This is a genomic window from Streptococcus oralis subsp. oralis (assembly GCF_000960035.1).
GTDB classification, from domain to species: Bacteria; Bacillota; Bacilli; order Lactobacillales; family Streptococcaceae; genus Streptococcus; species Streptococcus oralis_G.
In genome coordinates this window covers 524,444-547,874 of record NZ_JYGR01000005.1, presented here as the reverse complement: position 1 = coordinate 547,874, position 23,431 = coordinate 524,444, and the positions used below count along the sequence as shown (strand labels likewise).

Here is a 23,431-nt window from a genome sequence, read left to right as displayed (position 1 = left end):
AAGGTTGATAATGAATATTTATGATGAAATTATCCCCGCGAAGAGTTTAGGGGGAATCAGATTAAAAGACAATATTAAAAATTACTCCAGTATCATTAATGAATATAATTTAAATGGAAAATTAAAATTTTTTCAAACTAATATTTATTCATGCAGATATATATTTACTGATATCCCAATTGAAATTAACGTAGATATTACTTCAGGAGAAATTTATAAAATTTCTGCATTAGAAGGATATCAAGGCAAATTCAGAACTATTAAAATAGGAATGCCTATCAATGATATCTTAAATTCTAATTTAGGTTTCTATTACGATGAATGTGAAGAAGCTTTTTTTTCAAAAATTATTGAAGGAATTGCACTGGAAGTTTCTGAAGATGACCCTCCGTTCGAAGAAGCCATCAAAATGAATATAAAATATATCTCTGTTTTTGATCCAACCGCATTTGATCAATAAATTTAATTAGGCCTTGAATATTAATTAATTCTAATTAAACAGAAATTCAAATAGTCGTCCTAGGGTGAGTTGAGAACCAATGTTCCAGTAAGGTTGTCTAAAAGAGGAAACCAAGGTAACGGTAACAGATAGCGTATACCATCCCTTCCACCTGAAAAAACCATTATTGCGACCGTGAGACAGGGCTACATTACAACTTCTTCAGGTATTACGAGCCTGAAGCGGGTCGGTTTGTAAATCAGAATCCGATTGGGTTGTGGAGGGACTAAAGAAGACCTTAACTCTAATATAGTTGGTGGGTTAGGCCCCATCAGCAATCCTACCACTCTTAAAAAATCTATCATAAAAGCTAATGGAGGAGTAGCAAATGCATCAACTGCTTTGCCTAGAAAAAGATGAAATTGATATTAATGACATTTGGGATTTTAAAATTACTATCACTGAAGCTCAAGAAAATAGAAATAAAGAAGCTCATTTGACAGGTTTACTTGGCAATAGTGCAATGGTAATATCAAGTACGGAAACTACTATTTACAATGACAATGAATTAAATATTATTTTATTTCAGAAACTAGCAGGACCAAAATATTCTGGGAAATTAGACAAAAGAATTATTATTAGCAAAAATATCAGCAAAGTTACTTTTGGCTCTGCAAGGAGAATCATATGGTATAACTAGCATAGACGGAATCAAACTCCAATAACCCCTGTAAAATGTAAAAGAGTTATCTGAAATACATTTTTAGATAACCCTATCCCCCAAACAGGAGCCCCCCATGGCTGCTAATAAAATCTCTCGTAAAAGCAGCAAGTTCCGTGTTGTCTTTACCGTACCCGATTTCTGCTGGCTGCCTTCCTCCTGCTCCTCCTGTCAATCCGATACACGGTCTGAAGTTTTTAGAGGATGAAACCGACTTTGCCTATCGTAAAGATGGTCGTTTAGAATAATCAAAAACAATCCTGCAAGAATTCTTGCAGGATTTTCTTATTTATAGTAGACCTTCTAAAAGACCCTTCATAAAGTTTTCTGAGTTAAACTCTCCGATATCATCGATTTTTTCACCGAAACCGATCAATTTTACAGGGATATTGAGTTCTTCACGAATTGCCAGAACAACACCACCACGGGCAGTTCCATCAATCTTGGTCAATACAATTCCTGTCACAGGGGTAATTTTCGAAAATTCTTTAGCCTGTACCAAGGCGTTTTGTCCAGTTGACGCATCGAGTGCTAGGAAGGTTTCATGTGGTGCTTCTGGAAGGACACGCTTGATGATGCGACCAATCTTTTCCAACTCTGCCATGAGGTTGTCCTTGTTTTGCAGACGACCTGCTGTATCAATCATGAGAATATCCATTCCTTCTGCTACGGCACGTTCCATCCCATCAAAGACCACACTTGCTGGATCCGCTTTTTCAGGCCCCGTTACAACAGGAACATCCACACGACGTCCCCATTCTGCTAGCTGGGCAACGGCACCAGCACGGAAGGTATCCGCAGCAACCAGCATAACTTTCTTACCAGCTTGTTTGTAGCGATGAGCTAATTTCCCAATAGAAGTTGTTTTCCCAACACCGTTAACACCAACAAAGAGCATAACTGTCAAACCATCTTGGAAATGGATTTGTTCATCGTAGTTGCCATCCTTTTCGTAGAGCTCAACCAATTTCTCGATAATGACACGGCGGAGTGAGTCAGGTTTCTTAGCATTTTCTAATTTGGCTTCATAGCGAAGCTCTTCTGTTAGGTTCGAAGCGACTTGCACACCGACGTCACTCATGATGAGCAGTTCTTCTAATTCCTCAAAAAAGTCTTCATCGACAGAACGGAAGTTGGCAAAGAAGGCATTCAAGCGTGCTCCGAATCCCGTACGCGTTTTCTTGAGACTGCGGTCATATTTTTCCTGAACCGTTTCTTCAACTTGTGGATATTCTTCTTCTACTTCAAAAGCTGGCTCTTCGTCACTTTCTAGAGATTCTTGGCTCTCTTCTTCGAAAACTTCTTCAGGCTCTTGGCTTTGCTCTGTCTCATCAACTTCTAGCTCAATCTCTTCCTGAGCAGTTTCTTCGAATGCCTCTGGTTTAATAACTTCTTCTGTCGAGATCTGAGGAATTTCTTCTTGAGCAAGTGTTTCTTCTACTTTTCCCCTTACTGTCTCTTCCTGACTTGTTTCTTCGATAGCCGTTTGGTTTTCTTCAACCTCTTCTGACAAATCAATATTTTCCAGTGCTTCTTTTACTATATCTTCGATTTTCGGCTCTTCTTTTTTTCCGAATAGACGATCAAATAATCCCATATTCTAGTTCTCCTTTAGCACGTATTCTTCGATAGCCCAGGCAACGGCTTCCTCGTCGTTGGTCATTGGCGTAATGACATTAGCAACTGCCTTAACTGCTGGAACTGCATTTTGCATGGCAACTCCCAGACCTGCCCACTCAATCATAGAAAGGTCATTGGCCTCGTCCCCACAAGCCATGACTTGACTTTGATCGATTCCAAGGTGTTTAATTAATTTCGCCAAGCCTGTTGCCTTGTGGACGTTTTTCGGTGACCACTCCAATAAGAGTTCACGCGATTTGAAGATTTCATATTGGTCAAACAAGTCTGGAGAAATCTGTTGAATCGCTGCATCCAAAGGTTCTTGGGCAAAGGCAGTCACACATTTATTATAAGTGATCTGACTCGATAGCTCTTCAAAAGCGACAGGCACGAAAGTCAGAGCTGGGTTGAACTTAGCATAGAGACTTTCTTGGTCTGATTGGATTTGATAGACTGTTCCTTCTGAAATGGCATCTAACGGCAAACCTAGTTTTTCAGTTTCCTCGTACAAGCGTGCCACATCGTCGATTGAAAAGACTGTTTTATCGAGAATCTCGCCCGTATTCTTCTGGACAAGCCCTCCATTAAAAGTGATGGTGTACTCATCCTCTTGTCCATCTGTTCCCAACTCCTTGAGAAAGAAATCCATAGCCTTCAAAGGACGCCCTGTTGTCAGTACGATCTTGATGCCACGATCACGCGCAGCTTTGAGGACCGCCTTGGTACGATCTGTCAGCTTTTTATCCGTTGTCAACAAGGTACCGTCCAAATCAAGTGCAATCAATTTAATATCTGCCATTACAAGCCCTCCATATAAGCCATCACTGACTGGTCCTTATGGTGGCCAATCACTGCTTCTGTCAATTCTAAAATCTCTGGTCGCGCGTTTTCAGGAGCGATTGGATGCCCGACGACCTGCATCATGTGAAGGTCATTGAGATTATCTCCAAACGCCATGACCTGATCCATGCTAAGCCCCAGTTTTTTGGCTAGCTCAACAATAGCCACTCCTTTATCAACATAGTCCAAGACAATATCAATGGATTCAAAACCAGTTGTCATGGCTTTCACACCAGGAACATTTTCGTTGACCCAGGCCTCACCAGCTTCTATCGTATCTTCTGTGAAGTTCGTAGTGAATTTAAAAATCTCATCTGTGATATCTTCCAGGCTCGCTACTTTTTGAATATTCTCATTGTAGTGACGACTAATCATGAGATAAGTCTCATCCACCGTATCCAATACATAACAAGCTTTTTTCCCTGTCAGAAGCATTTTTCTTTCATCAAAATAGGGTGATTTCTTTAAAGCATCAAAAGTGCTCAAGTAAAAGTTCCGAGACATCGTAGCCTCATACATATCCTCCCCATGAAACTCAACGTAGCTCCCATTTTCAGCTATAAAAATCACTTCATCACGCACATCCGCAAATAGCTTTTTCAGGGACAGAATACCACGACCCGAAGCCACAGCAAAATAAATCCCCTTTTCCTTGTAGGATACAAGCAAGTTTTTGAGGCGTTCCATATCAAACCGACCCTCTCCGTCTAGAAAGGTTCCATCCATATCGGTTGCTACAAGTTTAATCATAAAATCCTTCATACTCCAATTGATAAATCTACCTTCTATTATACCATAGATAAGTTAAAAAAGGACTAGTACAGTAGGAGTGGCTACTGTATTGCCGTGCTTTTTCGGTAAAGTTGAAAAGAGCTTAAAAATTAGAATCGTAGAACTTTTTTCAGATAGTTTAAAAAGTTTGTATTCCCCTTCTCTTTTCTCTATAATGGAGAGAAAGGAGATGACTATGACAGAAATAAAACATGAAATTGATGCAAACTTTGCAGGACGACTCAATATCCTACGTGCGGGCGTTCTCGGTGCCAATGATGGGATTATTTCCATCGCTGGAGTGGTTATAGGGGTTGCTAGTGCGACAAGCAATATCTGGATTATCTTTTTATCTGGACTAGCCGCTATCCTCGCTGGTGCTTTTTCTATGGCAGGCGGCGAATATGTCTCTGTATCCACTCAGAAAGATACGGAAGAAGCCGCTGTTGCAAGAGAACAATTACTCTTGGATAAAGACATCGAATCTGCAAAACAATCCCTCTATGCTGCTTATCTTCAAAACGGTGAGTGTGAAACGTCAGCCCAACTCTTGACCAACAAGGCCTTTTTAAAAAATCCACTCAAAGCCTTGGTAGAAGAAAAGTATGGAATCGAGTACGAAGAGTTTACCAACCCTTGGCATGCTGCTATCTCTAGCTTTATCGCCTTTGTACTGGGAAGTCTTCCTCCTATACTTTCGATCACCGTCTTTCCAAGTGACTATCGTATTCCAGCAACTGTTCTTATCGTAGCCCTTTCCCTTCTTATTACCGGCTATACCAGTGCTAAATTAGGAAAAGCTCCTACGAGAACTGCTATGATCCGTAACCTCTGTATCGGACTTCTCACCATGGGCGTAACCTTCCTCTTGGGACAACTCTTTAGTATCTAAGCTAAAAGAAATACCTCGACCAGCATCGAGGTATCTTTTTTACATTTGCACAATCTTGCGATAACTTCTTGAGGTAATCATAAAGATCAAAATATAGACGATGAGGAAGATAGCACAGATGGACAATGTAACGGTCAACATCATGGTCGCATCCAGCACGCCAATAACTTTTAGGATGAGGCTAAGCATATGATAGGCAAAAGCAAGGTGTAGGAAGGCAAAGAGCAATGGAAGGAAGAAAACAGTTAGAACCTGTTTGTTAATCGTTTGCTTGATTTGCTTTTGATCAAGTCCGACCTTTTGCAAAATGATGAAACGTTCACGGTCTTCATAGCCCTCAGAGATTTGTTTGTAGTAAATAACCAGGACTGTTCCCACCATAAAGATGATAGAGAGGAAGATACCGATAAAGAAGACACCTCCATAAAGAGCACTTATTTCCGCACTGATATCAGCCAGATTGCTTCCGTATACATAGCTTCCCTCTTTGTTTAAGTCTCTATTGAAGTTACGAAGATATTCTGTAAAGTCGTCAGCGAGTTTGAGCTGTTCTTCCTCACTTGCAGTTACATTCATACCACCATAAAGTTGATCAAAGAGAGAGGAATCAGGATATTGATCAATAAAGGCCTGCAAATTAGGCACAACAAGATAATTGTAGTCAGATGTCAGAATGTTATACTGATTTGGCACATGTTCCAGAATAAAATCATTTTTAATTTCTTCTTTAACTGTGTAGTTCTGATCATTTAGAGTAAGTTCTTTCTGTCCTTCAAGTACCTTATTCTTGGTAAACAAGCCGACTTCATTTCCTGAAAGGGAGAGTTTTTGACCAGTCATGTTTTCATAGTCTTTTTGGTCAAAGACCATGAAAATGGTTTTCGGTTGGACGAAGTTATTTCCCTTTGTAAAGATACGGAGCTTGGTTCCATCTTGGCTCTCGATGCCAAAATTGCTATGACGAAAGACTTCTTTTTTGGTGACAGTTAATCCCTTATCGCTAGCATATTGACTCAAAAGTTTATCTAAATCTTCTATTTCAACATTTCGTCCTGTAATTCCAAAATCATGTGGATTCATGAATTTCTTGAACGTTTCAGAAGCTGAGAAGATACTGGTTGCTGCTGACATGGTTACCAAGACCATGGTTGAAAGGATGGCAATCGTAGCCAAACCAACCGCATTTTTCTTCATACGGAAGATAAGATTGGATAAGGAAATCATGTTGTTAGGTTGGTAATAGTAACGCTTGTTTTTCTTTAAGATTTGTAGGAATACAGTAATCCCTGCATTAAACAAGAGATATGTCCCAAAGATTACCAACAAGACTGCTACAAAGAAAATCACAACAGCATTAAGTGGATTTTCAACTGTTACTGCTAGATAGTAGCCTGTTCCCATACTAATCAAACCTAGAATAGTTTGAAGACTTAAGAAACGTCCTTTTTTCTCACCACTAGCCTTCTCACGAGAGAGCTGAAGGGCATTCATGCGTGCAATACGAAAGGCATTGATAAAAACCAAACCTAGGAAAATAGCCCCAAAAATAAGGGTAACTAGGATAAAGACGCTTGGTTGGAAGGTTGCTACGAGCTCCACCTTCATATTCATTAGCTTCAGAAGCAGAGCAAAGATGAGCTTATCAAAGAGAGCTCCTAGGCCAAGTCCAGCTGTCAAGGTTAGGGAGCCAAAAATAAGAAGCTCCTTAAAGACCATGCTGATCAAATGGCGTTTTTCTAATCCTAGCATGCCATAAATCCCTAGTTCCTTGGAACGGTTTTTCATGACGAAACTATTGGCATAAAAGACGATGATGGCAGAGGCTATAGTGACAATCACCATACCAAAACCTAACGTCATGGAGATAGTTTCTCCCCCTCGAATCTTGCCAATATTAGGGTTAAGTGTCAATGAGTAAAAGAGATAAGTGATGGTCACAGCTAAGAGAACTGCTAAAGCAAAGGGATAGTAGAGTTTGCGGTTTTTGATTAAGTTCGATACCGCTAACTTATTGGTTAATCGAAACATACTAATTCACCTCGCTCGCCATGACTGTCAAGGTATCAGAGATTTCCTGGAACATTTGACGTTCTGTCTTGTCTCCACGGTAGATTTGGTTATAGAGAATTCCGTCCTTGATAAAGAGAACGCGCTTGGCCCTGCTTGCTGCCGCGGTTGAGTGAGTTACCATGAGAATGGTTTGACCTCGCTCATTGATTTCATCAAAAACATCTAGAAGAGCTGCAGAAGACTTGGAGTCAAGCGCCCCAGTTGGCTCATCGGCAAGAAGAATTTCAGGTTCTGTGATGATGGCGCGTGCTACTGCTACCCGCTGTTTTTGACCACCTGAAATCTCGTAAGGATACTTCTCTTGCAATTGGTTGATGCCCAAATTTTCAGCTGTCACTACCAATTTCTTCATCATCTCTGTGATGGGTTTTCGTGATAAAACTAGCGGAAGCAAGATATTGTCCTTAACAGACAGGGTATCTAGCAAGTTAAAATCTTGGAAGACAAAGCCCAACTTCTCACGACGGAAACTCGAAGCCTGAGAATTTTTAATGGTTGCTGTGTCTATTCCGTTTAGGTAAACCTGCCCGCGAGTTGGTTTGTCAAGCATAGCCAGGATATTGAGTAGGGTAGACTTCCCAGAACCAGACTCCCCCATGATAGCAACGTAGTCACCCTTTTCCACAGTAAAATGAATGTCTTTGAGTGCTTCTACTTGGTTGCCTTGGAAACGTGTTTTGTAGATTTTTTGAACGTGTTTTACATCTAAAAGTGTCATGATTTTCTCCTTCTTAATATCCCATCATTTGAAACTGTGCTTGCATCATAGCGCATCCTAGTTGAACACGCTCGATATCTTTTTGACTTGGTTTTCTTGTTTTCTTTTGTAAAATTCTTTTCATGGTTTTGCTCCTTTGTTCTTTATGAGTCTAGTTTATCGCAAAAAAAGGTAGCCTGCCATAACCTAACCTTACAAAAGAGACTTTAATCTTACATTTTTGTAAGATTGAAGAATATCAAGCAATTTCGCTATCAATATTTTACCATAAAAGAAAGGCAAGAAGAAAACCCTTGCGGATGCAAGGGTTAAAAGTTATTCATCTTTTTGATCTCGTCTAGAAATGATGAATTTATCAATGAAGAGAAAATGAAAAAGAAACAAAGGAATTGCTAAAAGACAACCTTCTTCTGAAAAATCCTGTTTCGTTAAGTGGTATAAGTAATTATTGGTTGATAGAAAACTAGTAATCAAAATAAATAGAATCCAGAACACGTCCGTCCATTTATAGTTTTTAAAGTATTTCCTAAGCATGCTACTGCCTTCTTTTCTCTTGTAGTATCGTTGCAAAACTTTTGTTACCATAGATTTACTCACCAAAACCAGCCATCATTGTCTTCAATAGCTTGGGCTTCCTTGCGTTTGCGTGGTCCTGTTCCGTACATTTCAGCTTCGATTTCTTCCTTAGTTGGCAGGATAGAGGCAAGGATGATGTAAATAATCACTCCGATTCCAAAATTTGCCACGGTAAAAATGGCGAAGAGAAAGCGGACTAGGGTTACATCAAAATTCCACTTGTCTGATAGCCCAGCTAAAACTCCTGACACCATACGATTTCGTCTCATTTTATAAAATTTTGTATTCATGATTGTTTCCTCTTTCGGTATTCTTACAAGTAGTATAGCATGAATCAGAACTATCAACATCAGTCCTTAGGCCGATTTATGATGACGAGTTTACCTCGACAAACTCCACAGCGATAGCGTTTGGTATCAATTCTTCTCTTACGCTGATAACTTTGCTGGCAAGATTGGCACTGATAGACTAGGTAGGCACTTTGAGATTGTGTTTTCAAGGGTGGTACATAGCGCAGTCCATCCACTTCTTTCAAAAGTTCCTTAAAATCTCGGTCCTTATGGCGATAGCCCTTTCTCTGAAAATAAAGGTGATAGTGACAGAGTTCATGGCGCACGATTTTGCGAAAGACTTCCAAACCTAGTTCATTATAAACCTTGGGATTAAAATCCAAATTCCCATCTTTAGGGAAAAATCGCCCACCTGTCGTTCGCAGACGAGAATTCCACTGGGCTTGGTGCGTGAAAGGTCTACCAAAGTCTTCGAGGGAAACAGACTGAACGTACTCAGTCAGTTTCATCTGGAGCTAAGAGCGACAGATTAACTTTTTTACGTTCAGTATCGATTTTCTTGACCCAAACCGTTACCAAATCTCCGACTGATACCACTTGGCTGGGATGTTTGATAAATTTACGACTCATGTGGGAAATATGAATCAAGCCGTCCTCGTGAATCCCGATATCAACGAAGGCACCGAAGTCAACGACATTCCGCACCACACCTTCCAGTTTCTGGCCGACTTTTAAATCCTTGATATCCAAGACATCTTGACGAAGCACAGGTGCATCAAATGAGTCACGGAAATCTCGACCTGGTTTGAGAAGATCAGCAATGATATCTTTAAGGGTTTCTGGGCCAAGTTCTAGTTCTTGCGCCATTTCCTTGATAGAAAGAGACTTAAGCTTATTTTGAGCTTCTTCATTCAAGTCCTTGATATACAAGCGTTTGAAGAGTTCCTTAACCGCAGCATAGTTTTCTGGGTGAACTCCAGTATTATCAAGAATATTGCTACTTTCAGGAATACGGAGGAAACCAGCTGCTTGCTCAAAGGCTTTAGCACCTAGACGAGAAACCTTCTTGATTTGAGAACGTGAAGTGATTTTTCCTTCTTCCTCACGGTATTTGACAATATTTTCAGAGATAGTTTTATTGAGTCCAGCTACGTGGGAAAGAAGAGCTGGGCTGGCTGTGTTAACATTGACACCGACTTGGTTAACCACGGTATCCACGACAAAGTCCAGACTCTCAGACAGTTTCTTCTGACTGACATCGTGCTGGTACTGGCCGACACCGATTGACTTAGGATCGATTTTGACCAATTCAGCAAGGGGGTCCTGCAAACGACGAGCAATAGAGATAGCAGAGCGTTTTTCAACGGTTAATTCTGGAAACTCCTGACGGGCTAGCTCACTAGCAGAATAGACAGAGGCACCACTTTCATTGACGATAACATAGCTGACTTTAGGAAAATCTTTCAGAACTTCCGCCACAAAGGCTTCACTTTCCCGACTGGCCGTTCCATTCCCGATAGCAATAATTTCCACACCGTATTGACCAATCAAGTCCGCCAAATCTTTCTTGGCTTCTTCAATCTGACGAGCTGAGGCTGGTTTGACAGGATAAATGACGTGAGTCGTCAACATTTTCCCTGTTGCATCAACAACAGCCAGCTTGGCACCTGTACGAAAGGCGGGGTCAAATCCTAGAACCACGCGCCCTTTCAGCGGAGCAACCAAGAGAAGATTGCGCAGGTTGTCAGAAAAGAGTTGGATAGCCCCTTCTTCTGCTTTCTCAGTTAATTCTGTCCGAATGCGTCGTTCTATAGCAGGCAAGACTTTTTTCTTAACTGACTGTTGAACTACTTCATCTATATAGGCATTTTTCACCTTGAAACGAGCAGCAAAGAAAGATAAGATACGGTCCGTCGCATGTTCAAATCCGACTTTTAAGACACCTAGTTTCTCACCACGATTGAGAGCCAAGGTACGATAACCCTGCATATTGCCAACAGTCTCTGAGAATTCGTAATAAATCTGAAAAACTTGTTTTTCATCAAGACTCTCATCCTTGACCTGCGAAGTGATTTTAGAGTGTCTCAACACTTCCTGATATGTCAGTGAACGCAAATTGACATCTTCCGATAAGGCTTCGACCAAAATATCAACCGCACCAGCCAAGGCTTCTTGACCAGTCGCAAATCCTTCACAGACAAACTTCTCAGCTTCTTTCTCCAAGTCAGCTACATCCTGCAAAATCAAGCGAGCAAGAGGAAAGAGTCCAGCTTCACGGGCAATGGTTGCCTTGGTTCGACGTTTTTCCTTATAAGGAAGATAGAGTTCTTCAACGTCTGCTAATTTTTCAGCTGCCAAAATAGCTGCTTCCAATTCCTTGGTCAGCTTGCCTTGTTCTTGAATCTTAGCTAAGACAGCTTCCTTGCGGTCATTGAGATTTGTCAGACTTTTATCCAAGTCGATAATGGCCTTAATCGCCACCTCATCCAGACTACCAGTCATGTCCTTTCGATAACGCGCGATGAAGGGAATTGTCGCTCCCTCAGCCGTCAAACTTAGAACGGTATCGATTTGCTTTAAGGTTACTCCCAAATCTTGGGAGATTTTTTCATATTTTTTATCCATAAATCTATTATACCATAAGGAACAGCTCTTGTTTTGCCTTACCTATTTTTGCATCTTTGATTATCAAAATAATCCCATTTCCGCAAAATAATAGTATAATAGAGATAGAATGTAGAAAAGAGGTAGGCCCATGGCTGTTAAATTTACAAAAACGGATGATTTGGACAAGATGTTTGAAGAATTCGCCAAACTTCCTGACTTAACACAAGTCACTTTCCCAGATGACAAAGACAAAAAAGAAAAAGTTGAGAAGAAAAAATAGATGACTGTTTTCCAATCTCTTCCTCCTAGTGTATTACAAGCGGGAGCTATTTTTCTCTCCATCATGATTGAAGCCCTTCCTTTTGTCTTGATTGGGAGTCTGATTTCGGGGTGGATTGAGGTCTATATCACGCCTGATAAAGTTTATGAGTTTCTTCCTCGCAATCGTTGGGGGAGGATCTTTTTTGGTACCTTCATTGGCTTTCTCTTTCCTTCTTGCGAATGTGGAATCGTTCCGATTATCAATCGTTTTCTGGAAAAGAAAGTGCCCAGCTACACAGCGGTTCCTTTTCTGGTGACTGCTCCCATCATCAATCCTATTGTTCTTTTCGCTACATATTCTGCCTTTGGCAATTCAATAAAACTTGCCTTCTTGCGAGCTCTGGGAGCTATTGTGATTGCTTTGATTCTGGGGATTTTCCTAGGATTTTTCTGGAAGGAACCCATTCAAAAAGAGAATCCTATCACTTGTCATGAACATGACTTTTCACACTTGGGTCCTGCTAGAAAGGTCTTTCAGGTCTTTATACAGGCTATTGATGAGTTTTTCGATATGGGGCGTTACTTGGTCTTTGGCTGTCTCTTTGCGGCTATCGTGCAGGTCTATGTCCCGACTCGGATCTTGACCTCTATCAGCGCAAGTCCAGTCCTTGCGATTCTCTTGCTCATGTTTCTAGCCTTTCTCCTCTCTCTTTGTAGCGAGGCGGACGCCTTTATCGGTGCTTCTCTCCTCTCGAGCTTCGGCCTAGCGCCAGTCCTTGCTTTTCTGATCATTGGCCCCATGCTTGATATCAAAAATCTCCTCATGATGAAACACTATCTAAAAGCACGCTTCATCTGGCAATTCATGGGCATCGTGACAGTGCTTGTTTTGTTTTATTCTTACATGTTGGGGGTGATGCTATGATCCGATTTATCATTCTACTAGGTTATTTTGCTCTGACCCTTTATCTGCAGCTATCTGGCAAGCTCAGTCACTACATTAACCTCCACTATTCCTATCTAGTCTATATCTCTATGGTCCTTTCTCTTCTGTTGGCTCTGGTCCAATTCTATATCTGGATCAAGAAAATCAACTCTCACAGCCATTTGGAAAGTCGTCGATCTAGACGAATCAGCATCCTTTTACTGTCACTACCTCTCTTGATTGGAGTTGCCTTTCCGACAGTAAGTTTGGACTCGAGAACTGTATCTGCCAAAGGTTATCATTTCCCACTTGCTGAGGGAATCGATACTGCTATTCAGGCAAGCGAAGGCACATCCAGTCAATACCTCAAACCCGATACCAGTACCTATTTTTCCAAATCTGCTTATGAAAAGGAAATGAGGACTACAGCTGACAAATACCTCTCCCAGCCAACCATTCAAATTACAGACGATAACTATATGGAGATCATGGAAGTTCTCTATGACTACCCTCAAGAGTTTGAAGGAAAGAAAATCGAATTTACAGGCTTTGTCTATAACGATCCTAGCCATCCAGATAGCCAGTTCCTCTTTCGCTTTGGCATCATCCACTGTATCGCAGACTCTGGAGTATATGGACTCCTGACCAAGGGGAACTCACGCCAGTATCCTGACAATACTTGGATTACCGCTAGAGGAACCCTGACTCTCCACTACCATAAAGAACTCAAACAAAAACTCCCAACACTGGAGGTTGAGAGTTTCACAAAAGTAGACAAACCAGAAAATCCTTATGTCTATCGTGTGTTTTAATAAAAAGTAGCCTTTGCAGGCTACTTTTTTTGTCCATTATATGAATTTCATTCTATCTACTCTCTCGAATTGATAGCAAACTCTCACTCTCCATCCTTCCAGTTTCGAGCAATCTCTTCGTCTTTCTGGAGTTGGTCTACCAGTTCCTCTACGGAGTCAAATTTGACCATATCGCGAACACGGTCCAGCCAGTAGACCATGACTGTCTCACCATAAATATCGTCTGAAAAGTCGAAAATATTGACTTCAAAACGTGGTTCTTCTCCATCAAAGGTAACATTTTTTCCAACGCTCGCCATGCCACGATATCTTTGACGTTGCACCTCGACATCGACTACGTAAACACCGTCCGCTGGCATGTAAGTTCGGTCTCTTAGGACCAGATTGGCTGTTGGATAACCGATAGTACGCCCACGAGCATTTCCATGAACGACCGTTCCACGAGATGGGAGCGGAGTGCCGAGCAGATGATTGACTTCCTTTACATCTCCATCAAGAATTGCCTGACGAATCCGTGTAGAACTAATCTTGCCCTTTTCATCTTCAACTGGAGGAACAATGATGATCTCTCCATCAAAATAGTCCTTCAGGTCATCCGCAGTTTTCTTATCAGAGCCAAAAGTATAGTCAAATCCTGCTACAATAATAGCTGGTTTTAAAGCTCGAACATAGGTATCAAAGAATTCTTGACCCGTTAAACTAGCAAATTTGCTACTAAAGTCAAGTAAGAAAAGAGCCTCTACTCCGTGCCACTTCATCTTGTGCTCTCGTTCCTCGTGATTGACGATATGGAGCATGAGCTCAGGTTGATAAGGTTGTAAGGCAAGTTTTGGCGACTCCGTAAAGGTCATCACGACAACTGGCAGATAATCCTTCATAGAAGCCTTACTGGCCACTTCAAAAAGTTTCTGATGCCCCTTGTGGATGCCATCAAAATAACCTAGTACAAGGACTGTATTACCTGGTACTGCAATATCTTTTTCGTTCTTAATAGGTACTGTTGTAATCATGAAACTATTATATCATAGAGAAAGTCTTTTCGCTAAGAGGAAATCCCAAATGTCGTTTTTTGCGCCTGAACTGACCGTAAGAGAAAATTTAGGGCTTTAGTTTTAAAAAATAGCACCTCCTAAGAGATGCTATCGTTTGGTAACTAGTCTACTGTTTCTTCTAAATCTTTTAACTTAACCGAAACAATTTTAGATACACCTGATTCTTGCATGGTAACTCCATAGATAGAATCCGCTGCCACCATCGTTCCCTTACGGTGGGTTACGACGATGAACTGACTGTCCTTGTCAAAGCGGTTGAGGTAATCACCAAAACGTTTGACGTTGGCTTCGTCCAGCGCCGCCTCTACCTCGTCCAAGATGACGAAAGGAATGGTCTTAACTCGGATGATTGAGAAGAGCAGAGCCAGAGCAGATAGGGCTTTTTCACCACCACTCATGAGGTTGAGAGATTGGATTTTCTTACCTGGTGGTTGAACAGAAATCTCCACACCAGCTGTTAAAAGATCGCCCTCAGTCAATATCAAGTCTGCCTGACCACCGCCAAACATCTGTCTAAAGGTCACTTTAAAGGACTCACGAATAGCCTCAAAGGTTGATTTGAAGCGCTCCTTAACCTCATCATTCATCTCTGCGATGGTCTCAAGGAGTAAGTTTTTCGCAGACAAAATATCATCTCGTTGGCTATTGAGGAAATCCAGACGGTTGTGAACTTCTTCGTACTGGTCTATAGCGTCCAAGTTGACAGGACCCAGTGAGCGAATAGCCTTCTCCAAATCCTTAACCTCTTGCTCTGCCAGAGTGAGATTTTCCAGTTCATGCGCTTTTTCTAGAGCCTCATTGTAGCTAATCTGGTACTGGTCAGTTAATTGAGCTTGTATATAGCGCAAGCGTTCGCTGACCTTTTCTTTCTTGGCTTCAGCACGTGTTTGTTTGCGAATCCACTCTTCATTCTGCTGACTAGCCTGATCCAAATGGCTGGCAATATCATCCAGCTGACCCTCGATATCATCCAATTCAAACTGCTTGCGAATCAGACCTTGTTGAAGATTGGCTTTCTGAGTTTTGGCCTCTTCCTCCTGCTGACTTAGCAAATCCGTATCAACCTTCTCAAGATTATCAACCTTTTCTTGGAGAAGACGCTGGATTTCCTCTTGTTCGAGATTGAGGTTATCCAATTCCTTGCCTAAGCGTTCAATATCAGTAACTTCGTACCGCTTTTGTCCTTGCAGTTCTGACTTAAGCAAGCGCGCTTGAGAAATCTGTTCCTGCAAGTTTTGATAACGTTCTTGAATAGCGTTTTTGTTAGACTTAATCTCTTCAATCTCAGCTTCCAGATTTTGCTTTTCACTGGCGATAGTAGCAAGGCGCTCTTGGCATTTTTTCTTGTCCGCTTGCCAATCACCTTCAGATAGGCGATTTAATTCCTCTTCTTGAAGTTTCAAAAGTGTTTCTAACTCTTCGACCTGCTGATTGGTTTGTTGATAAGCAAGATACAAACCTTGCTCCTGAATACGAGCTTGCTCACCCTGAGATTTGATAGCTTCTAATCTTTCTGCCAATACCGCCATCTCATCTTGCAAGGTCTTCAAACTCGCTTCTTCTGACCGCAAATCAGCTTCTTCTTCAGCAATTTCTTTTTGTAATTGTTCCAGCTCTGGCTTGATGAAAATACTATTGTTTTGACGATTGGCACCACCCGCGTAGGAACCACCTGTACGCAACTCTGTCCCATCCAGTGTCACCATGCGAACCTGATAACGAACTTGACGAGCAGCTGCACGCGCATGTTCTACAGTATCAAAGATAGCCGTGGTAGTTAGCAAATTCTTGAAAATGGCTTCTAGTCTCTTATCAAACGACACCAACTCATCTGCCATTCCCAGAAATCCTGGACTTGCTGCGATAGCATCTTGATTCTGACTAGAAATCGTACGAGCTTTGATAGTCGTCAATGGAAGAAAGGTCGCACGACCAGCTCTATTGCGCTTGAGGAAATCAATAGCATTAGTTGCTGCTTTCTCATCTTCTACAATGATATGCTGACTGCTGGCTCCAAGCGCAATTTCTAGGGCAGTTTGATAATGTACATCAAAGGTCAAATGTTCACTGACTGCACCAACGATCCCACCAAGACGGTCTTTTTCTTGAAGAACACTCTTAACACCCGCGTAAAAGTTACTGTGATTTCTAAGAATATTCTCTAAACTCTGGGCTCGAGCCTGCTTGTTTTTGAGACTATCCAGACGGTCAAAGAGTTGACTCTGCTGGGCTTGGTAAGAAACTTTCTGCTCCTCTTGTTCCTTGGCACTAGCTTGGTAGTCTGCCAATAATTTCTGAACTTTCTCCTTGGCAGTTTCAAGCTCAGCCTGTTGTTGACTGGCCTTCTCTTTAGCTGTAGCAAGCTGTTCTTTCAATTTCTCAAGTTGATCTGCTTGTTTTTGAGACAGCTGACGGCTGTTTTCCAACTCATTCTCGATGCGGGTCAGTTGGTTTGAGACATCCGCTTCTTCTTGTAAAAGAGCGACAAAGCGTTCGCGTAAGAGCTCGATCATCTGGTCAGGATCATCTGAAAAAGCTAGCAATTCTGCCTCTAAACGATTGAGTTCCTTGTTGTTTTCAGCTAGACTTTCCTCTAACTGTTCCAGATTTTTTTCTTTTTCAGATTTTTCTTTACTTAGCGCCTTTCTCTTATCTTCCAAAGCAGTCAAACGGGCTTGTGCTTCTTGTTGATTGAGGGCTACTTGCTCAGACTCCAGTTTTGATAGGGCTAATTTTCGTTCTAAATCACTGATCAGATTCGTCAGATCCATCAAACTTCCTTGGTCTTTGGACATTTGAGCTTGGAGATCTTGGCGTTTCTTTTTAAGAGTTTGATTTTCTTCTTCTAACTCTTCACGCTTTTGATAATAACTAGTCAAAAGTTCCTGAACCTGAGTTAGTTCTTCTTCCGTCAGCTCTAGTTCAGACTTGTTTTCCTTGATTTGGGCAACCAAAACATCCAAGTAAATAGCCTTGCGTTGACCATCCAAGTCGAGAAACTTACGAGCATTCTCGGCTTGTTTTGCAAGGGGCTTAATTTGATTGTCTAACTCATAGATAATGTCCTCTAAACGGTCTAGATTGTCCTGAGTTTGTTGCAGTTTGCTCTCTGTTTCTTTTCGACGAGTCTTGTATTTCAAAACACCCGCAGCTTCTTCAAAAATAGCACGGCGTTCTTCGGGCTTGGAATTAAAAATCTCCTCAACCTTCCCTTGGGAAATAATAGAGAAGGAATCACGTCCCAGACCTGTATCTAAGAAAAGGTCGTGTACATCCCGCAGACGGACTTTCTTACCATCAATCCGATACTCGCTATCACCACTACGGTAGATATGGCGTTCTACCTTAATAACTTGCCCTGCATCCTTGATAAAACCATCTTCATTATCCAAGGTCACGACAACAGAGGCATAATTGAGTGGTTTGCGGCTTTCAGTTCCAGCAAAGATAACGTCGGGCATCTTGCCACCACGAAGACTCTTGACACTAGACTCACCCAAGGCCCATCTCAGACTTTCCGTGATATTTGACTTTCCAGATCCATTGGGCCCAACGACAGCTGTCACACCTTGGTCAAAGACTACCTTGGTCTTGTCAGCAAAGGACTTGAATCCCTGAATCTCAATTTCCTTTAAATACATGAATCCAGCCCCTTCTCAACTGCATTTTTGGCGGCCTCTTGCTCTGCTAATTTTTTAGAACGTCCTTGACCTTTTCCAATACTATTTCCTTCAACCAGAACTTCTACATCAAAAACCTTATCATGAGCAGGCCCTGTCTCAGAGATAACCTGGTAGCGAATATCTACATCTCCATTGACCTGGAGCAACTCTTGCAAATGTGTCTTGTAATCCTTAATCATTTCAAAGTCACCTGCTTCAACCTTGGGAATCATGACCTGATAGATAAACTCTTTTACCCTAGCCACATCCTTGTCTAAAAGCAAAGCACCCAGAAAGGCTTCAAAAGCATCCCCAAGAATGGTGTCACGATTGCGCCCACCAGACTTTTCTTCCCCTTTTCCTAGTTTGATAAACTGATCAAACTGGCAATCACGCGCAAAACCTGCCAAACTTTCCTCGCGAACAATCATAGCACGGAGTTTAGACAAATCGCCCTCTGGTTTCTTAGGATATTTTTTATACAGGTATTCTGAAATCAATAATTGCAGAACAGCGTCTCCTAAAAATTCCAAGCGCTCATTGTGTGAAATTTTTAAGAGGCGGTGCTCATTGGCATAACTCGTATGAGTAAAGGCAGTTTCTAGTAGCTTTTTATCTGCAAATTCGATTGCAAAACGGTCTTTCAGTACAGTTTGTAATTCTTTCATACCAACCTCTTTCTAACTGATAACAGTCCTTCTTATTATATCAAAAAAAGCCCCCTGAGTCACTTTAAAACGGGACTAGAGAGGATTTGAGTATTTTTTAGATGACAATTTTCAATTTTAGGGGCAATATAAAGAAAAAAGCCTTATTTAAAGGCTTTCATAGGCTATTTACATCCACCCTGAGGGAATCGAACCCCCATCTCAAGAACCGGAATCTTACGTGATATCCATTACACTAAGGGTGGAAACTTGTCTTATTATAACAGAAATTTGCTCTAATAACAAGTTTTTTATGGGTGGACTAAGTGTCTCTTAGTGAGATGCATCTCCGTTCCAGATAGAGTTTTTTACGATCACATAATCAACGTGCTTGAGGTCTGCAACCTTGCGTCCACCTGCATAAGAGATAGCACTTTGTAAATCTTGCTCCATCTCAGTAAGGGTGTCTTGCAGATGCCCTTTGGCAGGAAGTAAGATGCGTTTTCCTTCCACATTTTTATATGCTCCCTTTTGGTATTGAGAAGCTGAACCATAATATTCTTTGAACTGTTCGCCATCAACTTCAATCGTCTTCCCTGGGCTTTCGATATGTCCTGCAAATAGGGAACCAATCATGACCATGCTAGCACCGAAACGGATAGACTTAGCAATATCACCATGAGTACGAATCCCACCATCAGCAATAATCGGTTTGCGAGCTGCCTTAGCACACCAGCGTAGGGCAGCCAACTGCCAACCACCTGTACCAAAACCAGTCTTGACCTTGGTGATACAAACCTTACCAGGACCGATTCCAACCTTTGTAGCATCCGCACCAGCATTTTCCAATTCACGCACAGCTTCTGGTGTTCCCACATTCCCAGCAATGACAAAAGTATCCGGCAATTCTTTCTTGATGTGCTGAATCATAGAAATCACGCTATCTGCATGACCATGAGCAATGTCAATCGTAATATACTCAGGAGCATCAGCCTTGAGTTGGCTAACAAAGTCATACTCGTAGTCCTTGACACCGACGGAAATGGAAGCAATGAGGCCTTGATCGTGCATGCGTTTGATAAAAGGAATGCGCCCCGCTTCATCAAAACGGTGCATAATGTAGAAGTATCCGCCTTTAGACAATTGCTCTGCAACATTCTCATCCAAAATCGTCTGCATATTGGCTGGCACAACAGGTAGTTTGAAAGTGTGATTTCCAAGTGTGACACTCGTGTCTGCTTCTGCACGGCTTTTAATGACACATTTATTTGGGATCAACTGAATATCTTCGTAATCAAAAATTGGAAATTCATTTAACATATCGATGTCTCGTTTCTCTTGTAATGACCTACCTATGCTTACGCATCCCTACGCCTTTTGCGACGTTTCCTTGATTTATTATAAACCAAAGTACAGTTTTTGTCAAATAATTTCAATTATAAAACAATAATGTTCGGTTTTTATGATTTAAATATAAAAAGTGAGGAGATTAGTTTCTCCCCACTTCCTTATCAATATTTCTTTTAAAAATTGCTTCGAATCTTTCCATCATTTCACAAAATTCATTATAAGATGAAGCATTCTGAGGAATTTGGATAGACAATTTCTTCAACAAAGCTCCATAACCTGCTAGCTTTCCTATCTCATTATCAACAACCTTGTCCTTGCTCGGAAAAACAAGACCAGCTTTCTCAGCTTTTAAAATATAAGAATAGGAAATCAGCTGGAATAAGTCCTCGCGATTGATTCCTTTTTCAGTGAACTCCAGTTCTTTATATTTAGCATCTAAAACTATTTTTAACTCTTTATGATAAAAATCTGGAAATACTTTTCTTTCACGATTAGAAAATACTGAAATACCGTCTGTCTTATCCTTATTTCTGGGATGTACAAAACCTTTTGGCAACAGGGTGTAAATATACTCTTCCCAGAGCCAGGAAACATCAAAAAGAATACCATGTACCTTTTGGGCTTGAGATCCAAGACCATGCTTTTCTCTACTCAGAATCATCAAGCAGAGTTCCTGTAATTTTCTATACTCTCTGAAATAGGCGTGTCGGATGGGTTTGATTTTATTTATTCTGATAATCTTGGCACGATCAGCTAGTTTATAAGCTGGAGTTACACGCACGATTTCAGATACATTTTCACGACTAGTTAAGAGACTATCAAATCCCCCTTGACCAATGCCTTTCTGGTTTTTAATGTATTCAATAGTGTGACGAATCAATTGCATGAGTTGATTATCATAGGTGAACTCCCTAGTGGTATAGGCAATATTCCCCGTAAAAGGGAAATTTTTTTTCAGATGATTTCCAACATCTAGTACATCCTTTACATGACTGTCGTTATGGAAAAATCGCTGGTATTCCTTATACAGACCTTTTCGAATTGCAGCTTGTAGATACTTGGGGAAGAGATACATCAAAAGTTGATAGAGCTTATCTTCACGCGACAAAGCTACATCTAAACTAGTGAGATTAATATGAAGAACCTTTTGTAAAAGATAATGCAAAAAATGGTCGTTACTTTCATCAGAAAAACGAGAGGAAATCGTCAATTTTTCCTGACCACACCCCAGAAAACCAATCACATTTCCAGTCTTAATTTCCTGATTGACAGTTTCAAAAATCTTTTGGTCCTTATCCAAATCAGGAGAATGAGTCAAATCATTTGGGAAAATAAAGATATTATCCTCTCTAGAAAGGTTATCCAGTGTTCTATCAAGAAGAGCTTGACTTAGTTTGGGATATTCTGCGACAAAGTCTTCTTTAGCAATTTTATGCTGATTATCAGTTATCCGCATTATCATCACCAGTATCTTGCTGACCAGTTTGATCATTATTTGTCAGTTCAAATGCTTTTTTCAATGTTTGCAGAGTTTCATCTTCTTCATAAGAACCACGCAAGTAGTCTTCTAGGAGGGGTTTAATATAATCAGACCAGAGTAATTCATAGTCAAAGTCTACATCCTTCAACTTAAGGAAATAACTTGGTCCGATATGATAATGACTGTTTAGCTCCTGAACGTTCTCGATAGCAGCGTTCAAGCTTCTAAGACGAAGTTTTGCTTCTTCTGCATGGATACCCAGTTCTTTATCCAACATAGCAACTTGACTTTCAGCAGTAACTTCAACAAAACGAAAACGACGACGCATAGCAAAATCAAAGGTATCCACTGAACGATCAATATCATTCATAGTTCCGATGATATAGACATTTTCAGGGATATAAAACTTTTCATCAGTTTCGTGTAGATTTGCATATTGGGTAGAAACACTTCCCTTTTCACCACGATAGCCAGGGTCGATAGAGAAAAAGAGTTCCCCAAAAATCTTAGAAATCTCCCCACGATTGATCTCATCGATGATGAAAACGAATTTCTTGTCTGTGTCAATCATTGGGGATACATAATCACATAAACCATAACTTTTTTTCATGTGATCCAAAACAATGTTTTGATAAGTTTCGTACTTTAAATTAGTATCTTCACCCTTGTACAAAAGATACACTTTTTCTTTGGTAGCAACAGGAGAATCAAACTTCACATTCCCTTGACTATTTAAACTGGCTGGAACAGAACTACGAGGGAAGAAGTATTGTCCTTGCTTTTCATTGATAGCATCCGTTAGCTTACCCCACGCTTCCTCAAAATTATCTTGTCCTCCAGTTTTCTGAGCTTCTTTCGCTCTCTGACAGAACTTCTTAAAAATACCGTCCTCTAGCTTAAACTCAATAGCTCCATCGCCATTTGATACCGGTCTCAACCCCTCTACAAAATCTGTATAATCATAGGAAGGGTGAAATTGTACAAAGCCGATTTGATCTTCATTACCACCCGTTAGCTCTGTCGCTATTTCTTTAGCAAGATAAGTTTTTCCTGTACCAGGAGCACCACGAAGGATGAGGTTTTTAGATTTTTTTAATTTATCTAAATAATCGTTAATATTTTTATTCATAACAACTTTCTCTATATTTTTTCTGTATGTACCATTTAGAATAGATTTATATAAATTGATACGTTCTGAATTTCTATCCCAGTTGATGGTTTGTCTTGTACCTTTTTTTCTTTGGTATTCCCATCCACCATCTACTTTCAACCAATTAACACCAATACAATGTTTAAACTCTGTTTTTGTTTCATCAAAGTAATATGTTTTCACACATTGTCCAATACCTAAAATTTTGTTAAATCCTGAGGTGGCTATTATATAATCATTTATTTTTATGTCATGTGCAAACTTCCAAATAAATAAATTTCTCTGCTTTCCTTGCTTCAATTCTTCAGGATTATTGTAATCTAAAATATTAGATAAATTAGAATCAAAATCTATACAAGCTATATTCTCCTCTTTAAATAAAGACCAAACTTTTCCACCTCCTCCTGCAACTATCATCCAATAATTTAATTTTTCTTCCATTTTGTAACTCCATTTTCATATTATAGGCTAGTTAGTATTTAATATTTCAAAACCCTATTTCATATATAGAATATCATATCCTATATAAAAAGAAAAGAATTTCTAAA

General features: G+C 40.5%; 21 protein-coding genes, 1 tRNA gene and 1 pseudogene. 8 read left to right on the top strand and 15 right to left on the bottom strand.

Annotated features, from left to right (window positions below):
- Positions 1 to 10 precede the first annotated feature (10 nt).
- From TZ92_RS05785 to TZ92_RS10310, 4 genes and pseudogenes are all read left to right on the top strand, one after another.
- Positions 11 to 460 carry a hypothetical protein gene (locus TZ92_RS05785; protein ID WP_033629650.1) on the top strand — a complete coding sequence of 150 codons (450 nt, stop codon included), beginning with the start codon at positions 11 to 13 and terminating at the stop codon, positions 458 to 460.
- 206 nt (positions 461 to 666) lie between these two features.
- Positions 667 to 729: pseudogene (locus tag TZ92_RS10205) on the top strand (hypothetical protein); the annotation flags it as partial.
- 98 nt (positions 730 to 827) lie between these two features.
- On the top strand, positions 828 to 1,139 hold the full coding sequence (locus tag TZ92_RS05780) for a hypothetical protein (RefSeq protein WP_045594897.1): 312 nt from the start codon (positions 828 to 830) through the stop codon (positions 1,137 to 1,139).
- Positions 1,140 to 1,276: 137 nt separating this feature from the next.
- Positions 1,277 to 1,408 (top strand): hypothetical protein, encoded by a 132-nt coding sequence (locus TZ92_RS10310; protein ID WP_277813704.1) that lies wholly within the window; start codon positions 1,277 to 1,279, stop codon positions 1,406 to 1,408.
- Positions 1,409 to 1,449: 41 nt separating this feature from the next.
- Here the strand turns inward: TZ92_RS10310 and ftsY are convergent, their stop codons facing one another.
- The 3 genes from ftsY to TZ92_RS05765 are packed head-to-tail and all read right to left on the bottom strand — an operon-like array spanning position 1,450 to position 4,370.
- Entirely contained in the window at positions 1,450 to 2,757 is a 1,308-nt protein-coding gene (gene ftsY / locus TZ92_RS05775) for a signal recognition particle-docking protein FtsY (protein ID WP_033629649.1), read from the bottom strand.
- A gap of 3 nt (positions 2,758 to 2,760) precedes the next feature.
- On the bottom strand, positions 2,761 to 3,579 hold the full coding sequence (locus TZ92_RS05770) for a Cof-type HAD-IIB family hydrolase (protein WP_033629648.1): 819 nt from the start codon (positions 3,577 to 3,579) through the stop codon (positions 2,761 to 2,763).
- Positions 3,579 to 4,370 carry a Cof-type HAD-IIB family hydrolase gene (locus tag TZ92_RS05765; protein WP_033629647.1) on the bottom strand — a complete coding sequence of 264 codons (792 nt, stop codon included), beginning with the start codon at positions 4,368 to 4,370 and terminating at the stop codon, positions 3,579 to 3,581. The genes TZ92_RS05770 and TZ92_RS05765 overlap by 1 nt, the downstream gene beginning before the upstream one ends.
- A 217-nt stretch (positions 4,371 to 4,587) precedes the next feature.
- Here TZ92_RS05765 and TZ92_RS05760 point away from each other — a divergent pair, with 217 nt between their 5' ends.
- On the top strand, positions 4,588 to 5,283 hold the full coding sequence (locus TZ92_RS05760; protein WP_033629646.1) for a VIT1/CCC1 transporter family protein: 696 nt from the start codon (positions 4,588 to 4,590) through the stop codon (positions 5,281 to 5,283).
- 39 nt (positions 5,284 to 5,322) lie between these two features.
- On the opposite strand, the gene TZ92_RS05755 is transcribed toward TZ92_RS05760, so the two are convergent.
- The 5 genes from TZ92_RS05755 to TZ92_RS05730 all read right to left on the bottom strand — a co-directional run bounded on the left by TZ92_RS05755 (position 5,323) and on the right by TZ92_RS05730 (position 11,562).
- The gene (locus TZ92_RS05755) at positions 5,323 to 7,311 is read right to left on the bottom strand and encodes an ABC transporter permease (protein ID WP_033629644.1); all 1,989 of its coding nucleotides are present in this window, start codon (positions 7,309 to 7,311) and stop codon (positions 5,323 to 5,325) included.
- 1 nt (position 7,312) lies between these two features.
- Complete coding sequence (locus tag TZ92_RS05750) at positions 7,313 to 8,071, bottom strand: ABC transporter ATP-binding protein (RefSeq protein ID WP_033629643.1); 759 nt, start codon at positions 8,069 to 8,071, stop codon at positions 7,313 to 7,315.
- 593 nt (positions 8,072 to 8,664) lie between these two features.
- Positions 8,665 to 8,937 (bottom strand): PspC domain-containing protein, encoded by a 273-nt coding sequence (locus TZ92_RS05740; protein ID WP_001092797.1) that lies wholly within the window; start codon positions 8,935 to 8,937, stop codon positions 8,665 to 8,667.
- 59 nt (positions 8,938 to 8,996) lie between these two features.
- Positions 8,997 to 9,446 carry a SprT family protein gene (locus tag TZ92_RS05735; protein WP_033629642.1) on the bottom strand — a complete coding sequence of 150 codons (450 nt, stop codon included), beginning with the start codon at positions 9,444 to 9,446 and terminating at the stop codon, positions 8,997 to 8,999.
- The gene (locus TZ92_RS05730; RefSeq protein ID WP_033629641.1) at positions 9,433 to 11,562 is read right to left on the bottom strand and encodes a Tex family protein; all 2,130 of its coding nucleotides are present in this window, start codon (positions 11,560 to 11,562) and stop codon (positions 9,433 to 9,435) included. Before TZ92_RS05730 ends, TZ92_RS05735 begins: the two co-directional genes overlap by 14 nt.
- A gap of 130 nt (positions 11,563 to 11,692) precedes the next feature.
- On the opposite strand from TZ92_RS05730, the gene TZ92_RS10305 reads away from it, so the two are divergent.
- Genes TZ92_RS10305 through TZ92_RS05715 form a run of 3 tightly spaced genes read left to right on the top strand, consistent with a single transcriptional unit; the run spans position 11,693 to position 13,542 of the window.
- Positions 11,693 to 11,824, top strand: a complete 132-nt coding sequence (locus tag TZ92_RS10305; RefSeq protein WP_000268696.1) for an SPJ_0845 family protein — start codon at positions 11,693 to 11,695, stop codon at positions 11,822 to 11,824.
- Positions 11,825 to 12,730, top strand: coding sequence for a permease (locus TZ92_RS05720; RefSeq protein ID WP_033629640.1), 906 nt, complete (start codon positions 11,825 to 11,827; stop codon positions 12,728 to 12,730).
- A complete protein-coding gene (locus tag TZ92_RS05715) occupies positions 12,727 to 13,542 on the top strand; it encodes a TIGR03943 family putative permease subunit (protein ID WP_033629639.1) in 816 nt (271 codons plus the stop codon). Before TZ92_RS05720 ends, TZ92_RS05715 begins: the two co-directional genes overlap by 4 nt.
- 83 nt (positions 13,543 to 13,625) lie before the next feature.
- Here the strand turns inward: TZ92_RS05715 and TZ92_RS05710 are convergent, their stop codons facing one another.
- The 7 genes from TZ92_RS05710 to TZ92_RS05680 all read right to left on the bottom strand — a co-directional run bounded on the left by TZ92_RS05710 (position 13,626) and on the right by TZ92_RS05680 (position 23,324).
- Positions 13,626 to 14,552, bottom strand: a complete 927-nt coding sequence (locus TZ92_RS05710; protein WP_033629637.1) for a bifunctional riboflavin kinase/FAD synthetase — start codon at positions 14,550 to 14,552, stop codon at positions 13,626 to 13,628.
- Positions 14,553 to 14,695: 143 nt separating this feature from the next.
- On the bottom strand, positions 14,696 to 18,235 hold the full coding sequence (gene smc, locus TZ92_RS05705; RefSeq protein ID WP_033629635.1) for a chromosome segregation protein SMC: 3,540 nt from the start codon (positions 18,233 to 18,235) through the stop codon (positions 14,696 to 14,698).
- Positions 18,226 to 18,924: a ribonuclease III gene (rnc, locus tag TZ92_RS05700; RefSeq protein WP_033629634.1), complete on the bottom strand. Its 699-nt coding sequence runs from the start codon at positions 18,922 to 18,924 to the stop codon at positions 18,226 to 18,228. The genes smc and rnc overlap by 10 nt, the downstream gene beginning before the upstream one ends.
- A gap of 173 nt (positions 18,925 to 19,097) precedes the next feature.
- Positions 19,098 to 19,169: transfer RNA gene (locus TZ92_RS05695), tRNA-Arg, on the bottom strand.
- Positions 19,170 to 19,236: 67 nt separating this feature from the next.
- Positions 19,237 to 20,223, bottom strand: a complete 987-nt coding sequence (locus TZ92_RS05690) for a GMP reductase (RefSeq protein ID WP_033629633.1) — start codon at positions 20,221 to 20,223, stop codon at positions 19,237 to 19,239.
- Positions 20,224 to 20,392: 169 nt separating this feature from the next.
- On the bottom strand, positions 20,393 to 21,709 hold the full coding sequence (locus tag TZ92_RS05685; protein ID WP_033629632.1) for an McrC family protein: 1,317 nt from the start codon (positions 21,707 to 21,709) through the stop codon (positions 20,393 to 20,395).
- Positions 21,696 to 23,324, bottom strand: coding sequence for an AAA family ATPase (locus tag TZ92_RS05680; protein WP_033629631.1), 1,629 nt, complete (start codon positions 23,322 to 23,324; stop codon positions 21,696 to 21,698). The genes TZ92_RS05685 and TZ92_RS05680 overlap by 14 nt, the downstream gene beginning before the upstream one ends.
- Positions 23,325 to 23,431: the final 107 nt, after the last annotated feature.